Genomic DNA, 14565 nt, shown 5'->3' with positions numbered 1-14565 from the left:
TTTTCACCGGTCACGAAGCAGTGCAGGTCAGAAGGAGGCGGACTCGTGGCGGCTACACCTCAGAACACCGAGCGCTCGACGGTCGCCGGTGGCGCGAAGCGCAGCCGGTCGATGCCGAGCCGGGTGGTGCCGCCGATCGAGCTGCCCACGAGCGTCGACGAGCTCGCCCGCACCGCCGCCGCCCAGCTGGGCTGGAACGGCATCGTGCTCCCCGAGACCACGATCCTCGGCCGCAAGGTCTGCGTGGTCGCCAAGCTCCGCACCGACGTGCACGCCGAACGCATCGCGATGGGTGCCGGCCCGGTGGCCGACCGCGCCACCGTCGACACCTGGACCTGGCCGGAGCTGGCCGGAACCGCCCCCGCCCCGGCCGCCGAGATCGTCGGCGTCCTGGCCGTCGCGCGCCACTGGCGCACCGCGATGGCCTCCGCGGTTCCGTTCGCCCGCTACGGCGAGGCCGCGATGGTGCTCCCGTCGCCGGCCGTGCTGACCGAGGACTACGTCGGCAACTGCCTGCCGCGGGCCCGCGCGTACGGCCTCGCGATCGTCACGGCCGACCCGAACGCGGTCGTCGACCTCGACCTCGAGGGCCGCACCGAGCGTGTCGTGCTCGCCGAGGACCCGGTCTCCCGCCTGGTGAACGAACTGGTCTACGACCACCTGCTCCGGACCGCAGAGGCGCCCGCTTCGCACTAGGGTCGGCTCCATGCGAGTCGTCATTGCAGGTGGACACGGTCAGATCGCGCTGCGGCTGGAGCGGCTGCTCGCCGCGCGCGGTGACAACGCGGTCGGGATCATCCGTAACCCCGCCCACGCGGCGGACCTCGAGGCGGCCGGTGCCGAAGCCGTCGTCCTCGATCTGGAGAACTCCGATGTGGACGCGGTCGCCGAGGCCCTGAAGGGTGCCGACGCGGCGATCTTCGCGGCCGGCGCCGGGCCGGGCAGCGGCACCGACCGCAAGGACACAGTGGACCGCGGCGCCGCCGCGCTCTTCGCCGACGCGGCCGAGCAGGCCGGCGTCCGGCGGCACATCCAGGTGGGCTCGATCGGTGCCGACAACCCGGAGAACCCCGATGTCACCGAGGAGTTCCGGCACTACCTGCGCGCCAAGCGCGCGGCGGAAGACGATCTCAAGGCCCGCGACCTCGACTGGACGATCCTCCGGCCGGGCGCGCTGACCGACGACGCGGGCACCGGTCTGGTGCTGCTCGCCGAGCGCACCGATCGCGGACCGATCCCGCGCGACGACGTCGCCGCGGTGCTCGTCGGCCTGCTCGACGCGCCCGAGACCGCGCGGCGCACCCTGACGCTGATCTCCGGTGAGGTCGCGATCGGCGAAGCGATCTCAGCACTGTGATCAACGAGGCTTCCCGAGAGATCGCCGTTTTCAGCGGCAGCGCGCACCCCGAGCTGGCCGAAGAGATCTGCGCCCACCTCGGCGTCCCCCTGCGGCCGGCCGAGGTCCGGCGGTTCGCGAACGACTGCCTCGAAGTGCAGCTGCAGGCGAACTGCCGCGAGCGGGACGTCTTCATCATCCAGCCGCTCGTGCGGCCGGTGCAGGAACACCTCGTCGAGCTGCTCCTGATGCTCGACGCGGCGCGCGGCGCGTCGGCGTCCCGCATCACCGCCGTGATGCCGCACTACTCGTACGCGCGCTCGGACAAGAAGGACGCGCCGCGCATCTCCATCGGCGGCCGCCTGGTCGCCGACCTGCTGACCACGGCCGGCGCGAACCGCGTGCTCGCGATGACCCTGCACTCACCGCAGGTCCACGGCTTCTTCAGCGTCCCGGTCGACCACCTGCACGCGCTGCAGGAGCTGGCCAAGCACTTCCGTCAGTACGACCTTTCGCGCACCACCGTTGTCTCGCCCGACCTGGGCAACGCGAAGGAGGCGTCGCACTTCGCGCGGCTGCTGGGTGTCCAGGTCGCGGCCGGCGCCAAGGAGCGCTTCCCCGACGACCGCGTCCAGATCAGCTCGGTGATCGGCGAGATCACCGGCCGCGACGTCATCGTGCTCGACGACGAGATCGCCAAGGGCAGCACGGTGATCGAGCTGCTGGACAAGCTCGCCGAGCTGGAACCGCGATCGATCCGCGTCGCCTGCACGCACGGGCTGTTCGCGGCGAAGGCCATCGAGCGCATCGGCGGCCGGCCGGAGGTGCTGGAGATCGTCTGCACCAACACGGTGCCGGTGCCCGAAGAGGAACGCACCGAGAAGCTGAAGATCCTCTCGATCGCGCCGGCCATGGCCGAGGCGATCCGCCGCATCCACAACGGCGAATCGGTGTCCGCGCTCTTCTAGGCCGGCCCGAGCACCCGGTCCAGGTAGGTGTTGGTGAACACGCCGTTCGGGTCGGTTTCCTTGCGCACGCGCAGGAAGTCGTCGAAGTGCGGGTAGCGCGTGCGGAGGACGCCGGCGTCGAGGTCGTGCATCTTGCCCCAGTGCGGGCGGCCGCCGACGGCGCCGGCGATCTTCTCGAACGCGCTGAAGTACTCGCGGTACGGCATCCCGGTGAACTGGTGGATGGCGATGTAGGCGGAGTCGCGGCCCTGCGCGGTCGACAGCCAGATGTCGTCGGCCGCGGCGACCCGCACCTCGACCGGGAACATCACCGGGTTTTTCAGCTTCGGCACTACGGCCCGTAGTTCGGCGAGCACGTCGAGCACTGATTCACGTGGAACAGCGTATTCTGTTTCGGTGAACCGGACGTTGCGCGCGGTGACGAAGACGCGGTGCGAGAGATCGCTGTACTCGCGCGCGGAGAGCATGTTCGACGCGAAGCTGTTCAGCGGGCGCACGAGCCGCGGCATCAGCCGGCCCGTCCGGCAGAGGCCGCCGAACGCGACGTTCTCCATAATCTGGTAGTCGACGAACTCGCGGACCTTGCTCAGCGGTTCCGCCGTCTCGCACCGGTTGTTGCGCTTGACCAGGGCGTTCTTGCCGTACGGGAACCAGTAGAACTCGAAGTGCTCGTTCTGGTCGGCGAAGTCGTGGAAGCCCTCGAGGACCTGCTCCAGCGGCTCCGGCCGTTCCTGCGCGCGAAGGACGAACGACGGCTCGCACTTGAGCGTCACCGTGGTGATGACACCGAGCGCGCCGAGGCCGACGCGGGCAGCGGCGAAGAGGTCGGGCTTTTCGCCGGCCGAACAGGTGACGACCGAGCCGTCGGCCTGGACGAGCTCGAGCGCGACGATCTGGGTGGCGATGCCGCCGAGGCGGGCGCCGGTGCCGTGGGTGCCGGTGGAAATCGCGCCGGCGATGGTCTGTGCGTCGATGTCGCCGAGGTTGGTCATGGCCAGCCCGAGCGTGTCGAGCTCGGCGTTGAGCTGCTTGATCGTGGTGCCGGAGCGGACGGTGACGTGCCCGGTTTCGAGGTCGACGCGCTCGATACCGGTCCACTGCCGCAGGTCGAGCGCGTCGGAGTCGGCGACGGCGATCGCGGTGAAGGAGTGGCCGCTGCCCCAGGGGCGCACGGTCCGGCCGGCCGCGGCGATGTCTTCGACGGTCGCCGCGATTTCAGCCGTGCTCCGTGGCTGGTGAACGTGCTGCGGCGAGGCGGACGCCGTGCCCGCCCAGTTGGTCCACCGGGTCATGCGCGCACCCTCCATCGGTCGAGTGCCCGAAACAGTATGTGAACGGTATTCGCGTTTCAAGCCTTCGTGTCGTACTTTAGACCTCGTGACCAGTGCGACGGTGTATGACTTGGCGACCAAGGACCTCGATCCACCCTTGGCCGTCGTCGACTTGGCTGCCTTCGACGCGAACGCCGACGACCTCGCCCGCCGCGCGGCGGGCAAGCCGATCCGCGTGGTCAGCAAGTCGGTGCGCTGCCGTGCGTTGCTGGAGCGCGTGCTCGCGAAGCCGGGCTTCGAAGGCCTGATGTGCTACTCGCTGGCGGAAGCCGTCTGGCACGTCGAGCAGGGCACGACGGACGACGTTGTGGTCGCCTACCCGACGGCCGACCACGAGGCGCTGCGCCGCCTGGCCGCGTCCGATCTCGCTCGCGCGTCGATCACGATCATGGTCGACTCGCCGGAGCACCTGGACCTGGTGGACGCCGCGCTCGGCCACGGCCACCCGGAGATCCGGGTGTGCCTGGAGCTCGACGCGTCGTGGCGCCCGCTCCCGGGAGTCCACGTCGGCACCCGCCGGTCCCCGATCTTCACCCCGAAGCAGGCCGCGACGTTCGCCCGCCAGATCGTGGCCCGGCCGGGGTTCCGCCTGGTCGGCGTCATGGCGTACGAAGGCCAGATCGCCGGCCTCGGCGACAAGGCGGGCGCGCGCGTCAACCAGCTGGTGATCGGCTGGATGCAGCGCCACTCGGCGGCGGAGCTGAACCGGCGTCGCGGCGAAGTGGTCCGCGCGGTCGAAGCGGTGACCCCGCTGGAGTTCGTCAACGGCGGCGGCACGGGCAGCATCGAGTCGACCGGAGCGGACGCGGTCGTCACCGAGATAGCGGCCGGCTCGGGCTTGATCGGCCCCACGCTCTTCGACGGTTACACGCGCTTCAGCCCCCGCCCGGCCGCACTGTTCGCGCTCCCAGTGGTCCGCCGCCCGACCCGCAAGATCGCAACGCTGTACTCAGGTGGCTACATCGCTTCGGGGCCGACGGGCCCCTCGCGCCAGCCGACGCCGTACCTCCCGACGGGCCTGAAGTTCCTGGGTTTCGAGGGAGCGGGCGAAGTCCAGACCCCGGTGACGGGCCGCGCGGCCCGCACCCTGAACCTGGGCGACCGGGTCTGGCTGCGCCACGCAAAGGCGGGCGAGCTGGCAGAGCGCTTCACGCACTACCACCTGGTCCTGGGCGACCGGGTGGAACGAACGGTCCCGACGTACCGCGGCGAGCACCAGAACTTCGGCTGACGGCCACCCGCTCAACCTCCGCCCGCCGGTCCTGTCCGGCGGCGGTGCTTTCCGCGTCCAGCCCGACTTTGCCGTCCAGCTGTTCACGCAGGATGTCGGCGTGCCCGGCGTGCCGGTTGATCTCGGTGAGGAAAGTGACGAGGACCTTGAAGAGGGTCACGTCAGGCCGAGGCCACCACGGCACCTGCCCGGCGGAGTCGAGATCGAGGTCGCGGATGGTCGTGTCGGAGTGCACCCACACACGCCGATACCGATCGACGATTTCCTCGCGCGTCTCGTCCTCGGTGGCCCACATGTCGGTGCCCCGCTCCGGGAGCGGTTCGGGGAAGGGCCGTGCGAATACCTCACCGAAGTACCGGGCTTCCCAGGTCGCCAGGTGTTTGACGAGGCCGAGCAGGTTGGTCCCGGTAGCCGTCATCGGCCGCCGGACGTCGTATTCGGTGAGCCCATCGAGCTTCGCGAGGACGGCTTCGCGAATCCAGCGCAGCTCGTCGTGCAGGTAGGCCTTCGCGTCGTTGTCGGTCACAGGACCGAGCTTGCCCGAACTCCCCAATGCGGGGAGCGCGGCCGCTGCTGGTGCGCCGTGGATCGCGGAGTCCCGGAATGCCCTCGGCGACCCCCGACAGACGCCGCCGAAAACCCCAGGTTGTCCACAGCTGTGCATGCCTGTGGACAACTTCTGTGGACAGCTACGACTGCTCCCCGAACCGCGCCGCCAAATACCCCTTCACCACGTACTTGGCCTCCGCGACGATCTTCTCGTCGCCGCTCGGCTCCTTCCGGAACGCCAGCTTCAGCAGCGCGTCCGCGACCTCGTTCGCAATGCCGATCGCGAACCGGAGGTCCTCGACCGGGCGGTCGACCTGGCCGGAGAGCAAGTCCGTCAGGGAGTCCACGATCACCGCGTTGTTGTCGCGGGTCTCGTCGAGCAGCTGGCGGTCGATGATGTCGCCGAAGTGGACCTTCGAGAACCCCGGCACGGACCGGTGCATCTCCAGGTAGATGTCGAGGATCGAGTCCACGACGTCCCACCAGTGCTCGGGGCCGAGCTGCTTCAGGCGCTCGTTCACCGCGCCGACGAAGCGCTCCAGATTCCGGGCGGTAAGCGCTTGCACGACTGCGCGCTTGTCGGGGAAGAACTGGTACAGCGAACCGACGGCCACTCCTGCGCGCTTGGCGATCAGGGTTGTCGTCAGGGCGTCGTAGCCGAGTTCGTCGATCAACGCCGCGCTCGCGTCGAGCATCTGCTCGACCCGCTTCGCACTGCGTTGCTGAACCGGCTGACGGCGCAAGGGGGTGGCTTCTGCCGGCACCTTCGCGGCCTGGATGTCGGACACGGCGCTCCTCCTCGTCTGATCTGGGACTTTATCGTGCCGACGGGCTTCCCCACGGACGAGTGAAGACCTAGTATATGAGAACTTTTCATGTTCACCCGTACGGGTGGCCTGACGAAGGGGTCAGCAGCCGGTGCAGAACCCGAACTTCCCGCCCGACTTCCTCTGGGGTGTTTCGACCTCGGCGTTCCAGATCGAAGGCGCCACCAGCGAAGGTGGGCGCGGACCGTCCATCTGGGACACGTTCACCGCGACCGAGGGCAAGATCGCCCACGATGAGAACGCCAACGTAGCCGCCGACCACTACCACCGCTACCCCGAAGACATCGCCCTGATGGCGGAGCTCGGCGTCGGCGCCTACCGGATGTCCATCGCCTGGCCGCGCATCCAGCCCGAGGGCAAGGGCGCGCCCAACCCCGAAGGCCTCGGCTTCTACGACAAGCTGATCGACGCCGTGTGCGAAGCCGGCATCGCGCCCGCCGTCACGCTCTACCACTGGGACACCCCGCAGGCGATCGAGGACGACGGTGGCTGGCTCGCCCGGGAGACCGCTGATCGCTTCGCCGAGTACGCCCACATCCTCGGAGAACGCTTCGCCGATCGGGTGAAACTCTGGATTCCGCTCAACGAGCCGATGGTGATGTCCATCTTCGGGTACGCGATCGGGGAGTACGCGCCCGGTCAGACGCTCCTGCTCGACGCCATTCCGACCGCGCACCACCAGAACCTCGCGCACGGCCTCGCCGTGCAGGCGCTGCGGGCGGCCGGCGCGACGAACGTCGGCACCGCCAACAACCACTCGCCCATCTGGCCCGCGGACGACGACTCGCACGACGCCGCGGAGTGGCTCGACGCGCTCCTCAACCGGCTCTACGCCGACCCCGTCCTGCTCGGCACCTACCCCGAACAGCTCCACGAGCACCTCCCCGCCGGCTTCGCCGACGACCTGCCGGCCATCGCGCAGCCGCTGGACTTCTACGGCGTCAACTACTACGAGCCGCAGGGGGTCGCGAAACCCGGGCCGGGCAACCCGCTGCCCTTCGAGCTTCGCCCGATCGAGGGTTACCCGATGACGACGAACGACTCGCCGATCGTCCCGCACGCCCTGCGTGAGCTGCTGCTCGACTTCCACCGCCGCTACCGCGACAAGCTGCCGCCGATCCAGATCACCGAGAACGGCTGCAGCTTCGCCGACGTCGTCGCCGAGGACGGCGGTGTGCACGACCCCGAACGCATCGACTTCCTGCACAGCCACCTCACGGCCCTGCGCGAGGCGATGGACGCCGGGGTCGACGTCCGGGGGTACTTCTGCTGGTCCCTGATGGACAATTTCGAATGGTCCAAGGGCTACGCGCCACGCTTCGGCCTGGTGCACGTCGACTACGAGACCCTGCGGCGGACGCCGAAGGACTCGTTCCACTGGTACCGGAAGCTGGTGCGGGATGAGTGAAACGACCCAAGCGGTGCCGGACGCGCTCGCCGAGCCCGTCGTGCGGGTGCGGCCCGGCTGGATGAGCCTGCTGTTCTTCGCGAACATCGCGCTCTGGCTGGGGATCTACGCGCCGATCCAGGTGCTGCTGCCGCAGCAGGCCGAGCTGCTCGACCAGGTGAACAAGGAGTTCGTGCTCGGCCTGGTGATGGGGGTCGGCGCGATCGTGGCGCTGATCGTCAACCCGGCGGTCGGGCTGCTGTCCGACCGGACGACCTCGCGCTTCGGCCGTCGCCACCCGTGGACGGTCATCGGCGCCGCCGTCGCCGCCGTCGGGTTGCTGGTGCTGGCGTTCGCGCCGAGCGTCGCGCTCCTGATCGTCGGCTGGTGCCTGGTGCAGGCCGGGCTCAACGGCATGCTCGCCACCCTGATGTCCGCGATCGCCGACCGGGTCCCGGTGGGGCAGCGCGCGCAGGTCGGCGGGCTGGTCGGCATCGCGCAGATGCTCGGCACCGTGCTGGGCGCGCTCGTGGTCGTCGTCATGCTCGGCATCGCCGGGCTGCCGCTGGCCTACGCGGTCTGCGCCGGGATCGTCCTGGTCGGCGCCGCGTTTTTTGTGCTCCGGACGCCGGACGCGCGCCTGCCGGTCGAGTTCCGGCCGTCGTCGGCAGCCGGCGAGGTGCTGCGCAACCTCTGGGTGTCCCCGCGGCGGCACCCGGACTTCGCCTGGGCGTGGGCATGCCACTTCATGATCAACCTCGGCAACGCGTTCGGGACGCTCTACCTGTTGTTCTTCCTCAAGGACGCGGTGCACTACGAGGACCCGGACACGGGCCTGCTCATCATGATGGGGTTGTACGGCGTTGCGCTCGTCGCGGGCGCCGTGGTCGCCGGGCACTTCTCGGACAAGTCCGGACGGCGTAAGCCGTACGTCCTTGCGGCCTCCGGTGTGATGGCGTTGGCCGCTTTGCTGCTGGTGCTCTGGCAGACGTGGCCGGTCGCGCTCGCCGCGTCCCCGCTGCTGGGGGTGGGCTTCGGGGCGTACATGGCTGTCGCGCTCGCGATGCTGACGCAGGTGCTGCCGACGGCGCAGGACCGCGCGAAGGATCTTGGTGTCATCAACATCGCGAACTCGCTGCCGCAGGTGGTGGCGCCGCTGCTGACGCCGCTGGTGCTCGCCTACCTGGGTGGTTATCCGGGGCTCTTCGCCGCTTCGGCCGTCGCGACGCTGTTGGCCGCGGTGCTCGTGCTCCGCGTGAAGGCGGTGCGCTGAAAGATTTGGAACCGCGGGCCGGTGCCGGTCGGGGGAGGGGAGTGCAACGGCACCGGCCCGCGGAATTCGAGGGCCGCTCGGGGGCGGGTCGCCGCAGCTGGACCAGTGGTCCACGCCGCGCTTGTTGATCAATCTAGCGGGGGATTACCGCCCGGGCTAGGGCTAACGCGTATTTTTTTCGATTAATCGCGGTGGGGACCGGGCTGGAGGGCCGAGGACTGGTTCGCACTGCTCGGGGGTGCGGGCGAAACAGTCCCCGGCCGGGCGAACACGGACGCGGGCCCGATGGGGCGATCGGCCGGCCGCGCTCGCCGGATCTGGGGTAGGACGCCACTTTCCCTGAGAAAGATGCGCCCCTTCACGCGAACCTCACGCCACTTTCTCAGGGAAAGATGCGCTTCTTCACGTGGACTTCACAAGAGGGGTCAGGCGGTGACTGCTCGGCGCGGGTTGACCAGCGCGTGGCGGCCGGTGGTCTCGGCCGGGGTGGGCGCGGGGGCCGGACGGCCCTGCGTCGGCACCGGGCTCTTGCGCCGGCCCTGAAGACCGCCGCGGGCCGGAGCCTGCTGCGGGGCCAGGCCGCCGGCGACGAGGTGTTCGTGCGCGACCTGCCAGACCGAGCACGGCGCCTTGCAGCGGTGCCACCGGGTCGAACAGGTCGGGCAGTCGCCGCGCTCGTCGGGCTCGTGCATCTTCAGCATCGCGCGCCACGCCTCGGTCAAGCGGGGGAGTTCGGAGCGCGCGACCGAGACGAGCGACTGGGCGTCGGCGCGGTTCGCCAAGTCGGTCAGCATGTCGAGGCGCTCCCAGACCGCATTGCGGAGGACCTGCCCGAGTACCTGATCCATGATCAGCTCACCGTTACCTTTCCGCCATCTTGGCGGCTTCGTTGAGCGCGGCGCGCAGCTGTCCGAGCTGGCCGGACGTCAACCGCGCGGTCTCGCCGGGGGGCGAGACCAGTACCACCTGGTTGTCTTCGACGAACACCGTCACCGCGCGCTCACGGCTGATGAGGTCGCCGCACTGCACGCGCCACACCAGCTGCCCGCCTTCGTAGTGCCGGACGGCCGCGGTGCGGGGGTCCACCGCGGCGGCGGGGGTGACGGGGCGGACGGCGGAGACGGGAGAGACGGTGGTGACCGCCGGCCGCACGGCGCGGGTGGCCGTGCCGGCATGTCCCCCTGCGAACGAGTCCACGAACTCCACGCCCTTCTCCGCTCTGTCGAAGTCTTCGAAGATGCCTTCTGCAACATCGCTTTGTCACAACGCTGCGGTTTTCGTAGCTCTCCGTGATCGCTGCCGGTGTCCGGGCGGTGACGGAGATCTGACAACTACAGTGAGGTGCAACCGGCTGCGATAGAAGGTCGAAATGGCGTCATAGCGGTGACCGGACTCGGTTCCACGGTAAGCGGTCAACGGACTTCGCCCGGACCGATCAGGGCGCCAGTTCGGCTGTTCACACGGTTTCCCAGGTTTGCTTACGCTGTTTCACAGACGCCCGACCGGACAGTGGAGGGGGCGCGATGGACGCCAGTAGCGGTGGTGCCGAAACCCGGCAGAACCACGCCGTTCCCGCCGACGCGTGGGAGCAGCCCGAGATGAGAGCTGCTCTCGCCAGTCGCGAGATCAGCGCCGTCTACCGGCTCCTGCGCAAGCACGGTGTCTCGCAGCGCCAGATCGCCGCGATGACCGGCCAGTCCCAGTCCGAGGTGTCGGAGATCCTCAAGGGTCGCCAGGTCATGGCCTACGACGTCCTCACGCGGATCGCCGACGGCCTGGGTGTCCCCCGTGGATACATGGGCCTCGCCTACGACGAGGCCACGGCGATACGCGTCGTCGGCTCCGCCGACGGCCAGCAGGCTGAGGAGGACGAGTCCGTGAAGCGACGGAGGTTCCTCGCGCACGCCGCCCAGGTCACGATGGGTGCGGCGGTGTTCGGTCCGGAATCGGGCACGTGGTCGGCGGGACCGGCGCGGACGCCGGCGCCCGGGCGCATCGGCATGACCGACGTGCGCCAGGTGGAGGCCGCGACGCGCGCGCTCCGCGCCCTGGACTACCAGTACGGCGGCGGGTTCTGCCGCGACGCCGTCGTGGCGCAGCTGTCCTGGGGACAGCAGATGCTCGAGTCCAACGGCACCGACATGGTGAAGAACCGGCTGTACGTGGCGCTGGCCGACCTGCACTCGCTGGCCGGCTGGACGTCGTTCGACACCGGCCTGATGGACTCCGCGCGTGGCCACTTCGCCAACGCGCTGGACCTGGCCAAGCAGGGCGACAACCACCCGCTGGTGGCCAACGTGCTCTACCGCATGGGCCGCGTCTACCTGCACCAGGACGCCCCGAACGACGCGCTGAAGCTGTTCCAGCTGGGCCAGATCGCCGCTCAGGAGTCCGGCTCCGAGCTGGCCGTCTCCGTGCTCTGCGCGAACGAGGCGTGGGCCTACGCGATGATGGGCAACGAAGAGCAGGCGGTGAAGCTGCTCGGCCGGAGCAAGGACGAGTTCGAGCGCGCCAACCTGGCCGAGGCCGAGTCCTGGGTGAAGTTCTTCACCGAGACCGACGTCTACGCCATGGTCGGCACCGTCCACACGGTCCTCGCGCAGAAGAACGCCGAGCACACGAAGTACGCGATCCCGGCGTTGACCAGGGCCGTCGAGTCCTACGACGACGAGATGGCCCGGTCGAAGACGTTCATGCTGAGCGCGCTCGCCACCAACCACCTGCTGGAAGGCGACCTGGACCACGGCGCCAAGGTCGGCGGCAAGGCCATCGACTGCGCCGAGGGCATCAAGTCCGAGCGGGTCAAGGACCGCATGCGGCCGCTCCAGGAAGAGGCGGAGCGCCGCCGGAACAACGCCGACGCGCGTGACCTCGCCGACCGCCTCCACGCTTTCTACGCCGCGTAACGCCGAAGGCGCCGGCACCGTCTTGGACGGCCGGTTCACCCCCGGGAAGCTTCGCGGCGTGCTGGCCGAGGCCTGCGCGCAGCTGGGCCTCGACCCGGCGGGCGCGCGGTTGCTGCGGTTCACCAACAACGCGGTGTTCGCGCTGGTCACGGCCCCGGTGGTGGTCCGGATCGTCGGCTCGACGCAGCTGCGGCACCGGGTCGGCACGGTCGTCACCGTGGCCCGGCACTTCGCCCGGCACGACGTCCCCGCGATCCGGCTGCTCGACGGGGTCGAGCAGCCGATGGCGGTCGGCGAGCACCTGGTGACCGTGTGGCACCAGGTGCCGAGCATCGGCCGCGCGGCGACGTCCGCCGACCTCGCCCGGTTGCTGCGCCGGGTGCACGCGCTGCCCGCGCCCGACGGCCTGGCCGAGTGGGCGCCGTTCGCCGCGGTCCGGGCCCGGGTTTCCGACGCCGAAGAGCTCGGCGCCGCCGACCGCGCGTTCCTGCTCGACCGCTGCGCCGAGCTCGAGGCCGCGCTGGCCGGGCTGGAGTTTCCGCTGCCCAGGGGCCTGGTGCACGGCGACGCGTACCCCGGCAACGTCATCCCCGGACCGGACGGTCCGGTGCTCTGCGACTTCGACTCCTCCTGCGTCGGCCCGCCGGAGTGGGACCTGACGCCGCTGGCCGTCGGCCGCGAGCGGTTCGGTGACCCGCCGGTGCGCTACCGGACGTTCGCCGCGGAGTACGGCTTCGACGTGACGTCGTGGTCCGGGTTCGGCGTGCTCCGGGCGATCCGCGAGCTGAAGCTGACGACCAGCGTGCTGCCGATCCTGCGTAGCCGGCCGCAGGTCCGGCCCGAGCTTTTCCGCCGGTTGGACGACCTTCGCAGCGGCCGGACGGACACTCGCTGGGCGCGTTACCGCTGAGCCGGGACTGTCACTTCGTGTGACCGGCGCCACAGTCTGCACGTGCATTCGACGACTGCAGATGACCGTTCGTCGCTTCTCAAATGCAGTCTTCTCAGGGTAGAAAGTTCGGTCCGACCGGTCACCCCCAATGGATCACCAGTCATCCCAATGCGCAATTTGCAGCTACTCGCCGTGACAGATCACCGGCTCTCACCTGCGTGGAAGGGCTTTCAGGACGCGACGACCGGCGCGCGCGTGAGCACCACGGCAAAACCGAACGCCAGCCCCATGACCGTCAGCTCCAGCGTTGCCCACGACGCGAGGGCCGTGCGGTTGTGCCGGACGATCTGCGGCATCAGCCGGAATCGGGTGTACGCGCCGAGCAGCGCGATGACCCCGGTGCAGAGGAACTTGAGGACGAACAGCTGCCCGTACGGCGTCGTGAAGATCGCCGCCCAGAACCCGATGGTCGGGTTGAGCGAGATCTCGACCAGGCCGTTGAACAGCCCGGTCGCCGCCGAGAGGATCAGGCAGAGCGTCGCGAGCTTCGAGAACCGCGGCAGCGCGTGCGCCAGCAGCGTCCGGTTCGCGATCAGGAGCACGGTCATCGCGCCGAGGCCGCCGGTCCAGGCGACGGCGCTCATGACGTGCAGCTCCATCGAGATCATCGTGTAGTCGTGGTAGTTCCAGTTCGACGCGTGCCCGGTGACCGGCAGCGGCAGCAGCGCGAACAGGCCGAGCCCGACGCGGACCTCGGCGGGCACCTTCTCGCCGAAGCGCAGGGCAAGCGCGCCGATCCCGGCGTGGCCGAGGGCGAGCGCGGCGACGATGACGAGCGCCTTCCCGGCGCCGACGGCCGCGATGTACCCGCCGATGTCCGACGCGGTGAGCGTCGACGAGCCCGGCTTGTACTCCGCGGTCTGCAGGACCAGCGCGACGACGGCGGTGGTGGCCCAGATCAGCGCGGCCGCGACCCCGGCCGGCCGCGCCAGCCGCATGATCGGCTCGGTCAGCTTCGGCCGGTCGTAGCCGGCGAGGACCGAGAGCAGCGAGAGCCCGATGGTGGCGACGGCGGAGAGGTCGAGCAGGACCCGCACGACCGGGATGCCGGCCGAGACCACCGCGCTGGGTTCCACCACACCGGGGACCGGGGTGGTGGACAGGAGCGCGACGCCGATGAGGGCGCCGAGCAGTCCCGCCGTCACGACGCACAGGAGCGTCGCGTAGCGGGGCTTGGTGGTGGCCTCGGCCTGGGTCATCCGGTTACTTCTTCTCTTCCACGGACCGTCCGGACCGCAGGGCCACGGTCAGCCCGATCGCCAGCAGCACGACGGCGCCCGCGATCCAGACCCAGATCGGCACCCCGGTGGACGACGACGCCGAGGACGTCGCCTGCGAGGCCGAGCCCGGGGACTTCGCCGCGTCCACGGTCGCCGGGGTGCCGGTGCCCGCCGCGGTGAGGGTGAACGTCAGCTCGCCGGTCACCGGGTGGCCGTCGGCGGAGAGCACCCGGTAACCGATGGTGTACTTCCCGGCCGGCCCGAGCGGCCGCAGCGGCGCGCTGATGACGTTGTTCACCACGCTGATCGGCCCCTCGGCCCACTGGCCGCCGCCGGGTCCGGTCACCGCGATCTGGTTGACGTCCGCGCCCTGCACGTACTGGTCGAACGTCAGGCTGACCTTCTGCGGGCCGGCGGCGACGGACGAGCCGTTCGCCGGGTCCGAGGAGATCAGCACGTTGTGCGCCAGTGCCGGGGTGGGGGGGGGGGGGGGGGGGGGGGGGGGGGCGGGAGGGGGGGGGGGGGGGGGGGGGGGCCTCCGGTGCGCCCCACTCCGCCCCCTTTCCGTAGCAGTATCGCTTCTCG

The 14565-nt window shown here is 70.0% G+C and carries 15 protein-coding genes; 8 read left to right on the top strand and 7 right to left on the bottom strand.

Going from position 1 to position 14565, the window contains the following annotated elements:
* The first annotated feature begins 45 nt into the window (after positions 1 to 45).
* From ACZ61C_RS13645 to ACZ61C_RS13635, 3 genes are read left to right on the top strand one after another with little or no spacing between them, the layout of a single operon-like run.
* Positions 46 to 696, top strand: coding sequence for a hypothetical protein (locus tag ACZ61C_RS13645; protein ID WP_465306338.1), 651 nt, complete (start codon positions 46 to 48; stop codon positions 694 to 696).
* 10 nt (positions 697 to 706) lie between these two features.
* Entirely contained in the window at positions 707 to 1357 is a 651-nt protein-coding gene (locus ACZ61C_RS13640) for an SDR family oxidoreductase (RefSeq protein WP_465306336.1), read from the top strand.
* The gene (locus tag ACZ61C_RS13635) at positions 1354 to 2304 is read left to right on the top strand and encodes a ribose-phosphate diphosphokinase (RefSeq protein ID WP_465306334.1); all 951 of its coding nucleotides are present in this window, start codon (positions 1354 to 1356) and stop codon (positions 2302 to 2304) included. Before ACZ61C_RS13640 ends, ACZ61C_RS13635 begins: the two co-directional genes overlap by 4 nt.
* Here the strand turns inward: ACZ61C_RS13635 and ACZ61C_RS13630 are convergent.
* Positions 2301 to 3596 carry a D-arabinono-1,4-lactone oxidase gene (locus ACZ61C_RS13630; RefSeq protein ID WP_465306332.1) on the bottom strand — a complete coding sequence of 432 codons (1296 nt, stop codon included), beginning with the start codon at positions 3594 to 3596 and terminating at the stop codon, positions 2301 to 2303. The genes ACZ61C_RS13635 and ACZ61C_RS13630 overlap by 4 nt on opposite strands.
* An 85-nt stretch (positions 3597 to 3681) precedes the next feature.
* Between ACZ61C_RS13630 and ACZ61C_RS13625 the strand changes: the two genes are divergently transcribed.
* Entirely contained in the window at positions 3682 to 4866 is a 1185-nt protein-coding gene (locus ACZ61C_RS13625) for an amino acid deaminase/aldolase (protein WP_465306330.1), read from the top strand.
* On the opposite strand, the gene ACZ61C_RS13620 is transcribed toward ACZ61C_RS13625, so the two are convergent.
* Together ACZ61C_RS13620 and ACZ61C_RS13615 are read right to left on the bottom strand one after the other, a co-directional pair.
* Positions 4784 to 5392, bottom strand: coding sequence for a DinB family protein (locus ACZ61C_RS13620; RefSeq protein ID WP_465306328.1), 609 nt, complete (start codon positions 5390 to 5392; stop codon positions 4784 to 4786). The genes ACZ61C_RS13625 and ACZ61C_RS13620 overlap by 83 nt on opposite strands.
* 163 nt (positions 5393 to 5555) lie before the next feature.
* Positions 5556 to 6203: a TetR/AcrR family transcriptional regulator gene (locus ACZ61C_RS13615; RefSeq protein ID WP_395920062.1), complete on the bottom strand. Its 648-nt coding sequence runs from the start codon at positions 6201 to 6203 to the stop codon at positions 5556 to 5558.
* A gap of 130 nt (positions 6204 to 6333) precedes the next feature.
* Between ACZ61C_RS13615 and ACZ61C_RS13610 the strand changes: the two genes are divergently transcribed.
* Both ACZ61C_RS13610 and ACZ61C_RS13605 read left to right on the top strand, forming a co-directional pair.
* On the top strand, positions 6334 to 7650 hold the full coding sequence (locus ACZ61C_RS13610; protein WP_465306325.1) for a GH1 family beta-glucosidase: 1317 nt from the start codon (positions 6334 to 6336) through the stop codon (positions 7648 to 7650).
* Positions 7643 to 8902 (top strand): MFS transporter, encoded by a 1260-nt coding sequence (locus ACZ61C_RS13605; protein WP_465306323.1) that lies wholly within the window; start codon positions 7643 to 7645, stop codon positions 8900 to 8902. The genes ACZ61C_RS13610 and ACZ61C_RS13605 overlap by 8 nt, the downstream gene beginning before the upstream one ends.
* Positions 8903 to 9327: 425 nt before the next feature.
* On the opposite strand, the gene ACZ61C_RS13600 is transcribed toward ACZ61C_RS13605, so the two are convergent.
* Together ACZ61C_RS13600 and ACZ61C_RS13595 are read right to left on the bottom strand one after the other, a co-directional pair.
* A complete protein-coding gene (locus ACZ61C_RS13600; protein ID WP_465306321.1) occupies positions 9328 to 9750 on the bottom strand; it encodes a hypothetical protein in 423 nt (140 codons plus the stop codon).
* A 13-nt stretch (positions 9751 to 9763) separates the two neighbouring features.
* Positions 9764 to 10108 (bottom strand): hypothetical protein, encoded by a 345-nt coding sequence (locus ACZ61C_RS13595; RefSeq protein ID WP_465306319.1) that lies wholly within the window; start codon positions 10106 to 10108, stop codon positions 9764 to 9766.
* Between the two features lie 317 nt (positions 10109 to 10425).
* Between ACZ61C_RS13595 and ACZ61C_RS13590 the strand changes: the two genes are divergently transcribed.
* Positions 10426 to 11808 carry a tetratricopeptide repeat protein gene (locus ACZ61C_RS13590; protein WP_465306317.1) on the top strand — a complete coding sequence of 461 codons (1383 nt, stop codon included), beginning with the start codon at positions 10426 to 10428 and terminating at the stop codon, positions 11806 to 11808.
* A gap of 22 nt (positions 11809 to 11830) precedes the next feature.
* Positions 11831 to 12718, top strand: a complete 888-nt coding sequence (locus tag ACZ61C_RS13585; RefSeq protein ID WP_465307022.1) for a phosphotransferase family protein — start codon at positions 11831 to 11833, stop codon at positions 12716 to 12718.
* 212 nt (positions 12719 to 12930) lie between these two features.
* On the opposite strand, the gene ACZ61C_RS13580 is transcribed toward ACZ61C_RS13585, so the two are convergent.
* Together ACZ61C_RS13580 and ACZ61C_RS13575 are read right to left on the bottom strand one after the other, a co-directional pair.
* Positions 12931 to 13959, bottom strand: coding sequence for a copper resistance D family protein (locus tag ACZ61C_RS13580; RefSeq protein WP_465306315.1), 1029 nt, complete (start codon positions 13957 to 13959; stop codon positions 12931 to 12933).
* Positions 13960 to 13963: 4 nt separating this feature from the next.
* Positions 13964 to 14449: a copper resistance CopC family protein gene (locus tag ACZ61C_RS13575; RefSeq protein WP_465307020.1), complete on the bottom strand. Its 486-nt coding sequence runs from the start codon at positions 14447 to 14449 to the stop codon at positions 13964 to 13966.
* Positions 14450 to 14565: the final 116 nt, after the last annotated feature.

Source organism: Amycolatopsis sp. NPDC104587 (genome assembly GCF_055583645.1).
The sequence above is the reverse complement of the archived record's forward strand: the minus strand, read 5'-3'. Positions and strand labels throughout refer to the sequence as shown.

What these genes read in the sequence shown, in the direction of transcription:
- ACZ61C_RS13640 (WP_465306336.1), top strand. Translation starts at nt 707, where the DNA reads ATGCGAGTCGTCATTGCAGGTGGACACGGTCAGATCGCGCTGCGGCTG.
- ACZ61C_RS13630 (WP_465306332.1), bottom strand. Translation starts at nt 3,596, where the DNA reads ATGACCCGGTGGACCAACTGGGCGGGCACGGCGTCCGCCTCGCCGCAG.
- ACZ61C_RS13605 (WP_465306323.1), top strand. Translation starts at nt 7,643, where the DNA reads ATGAGTGAAACGACCCAAGCGGTGCCGGACGCGCTCGCCGAGCCCGTC.
- ACZ61C_RS13600 (WP_465306321.1), bottom strand. Translation starts at nt 9,750, where the DNA reads ATGGATCAGGTACTCGGGCAGGTCCTCCGCAATGCGGTCTGGGAGCGC.
- ACZ61C_RS13590 (WP_465306317.1), top strand. Translation starts at nt 10,426, where the DNA reads ATGGACGCCAGTAGCGGTGGTGCCGAAACCCGGCAGAACCACGCCGTT.
- ACZ61C_RS13580 (WP_465306315.1), bottom strand. Translation starts at nt 13,959, where the DNA reads ATGACCCAGGCCGAGGCCACCACCAAGCCCCGCTACGCGACGCTCCTG.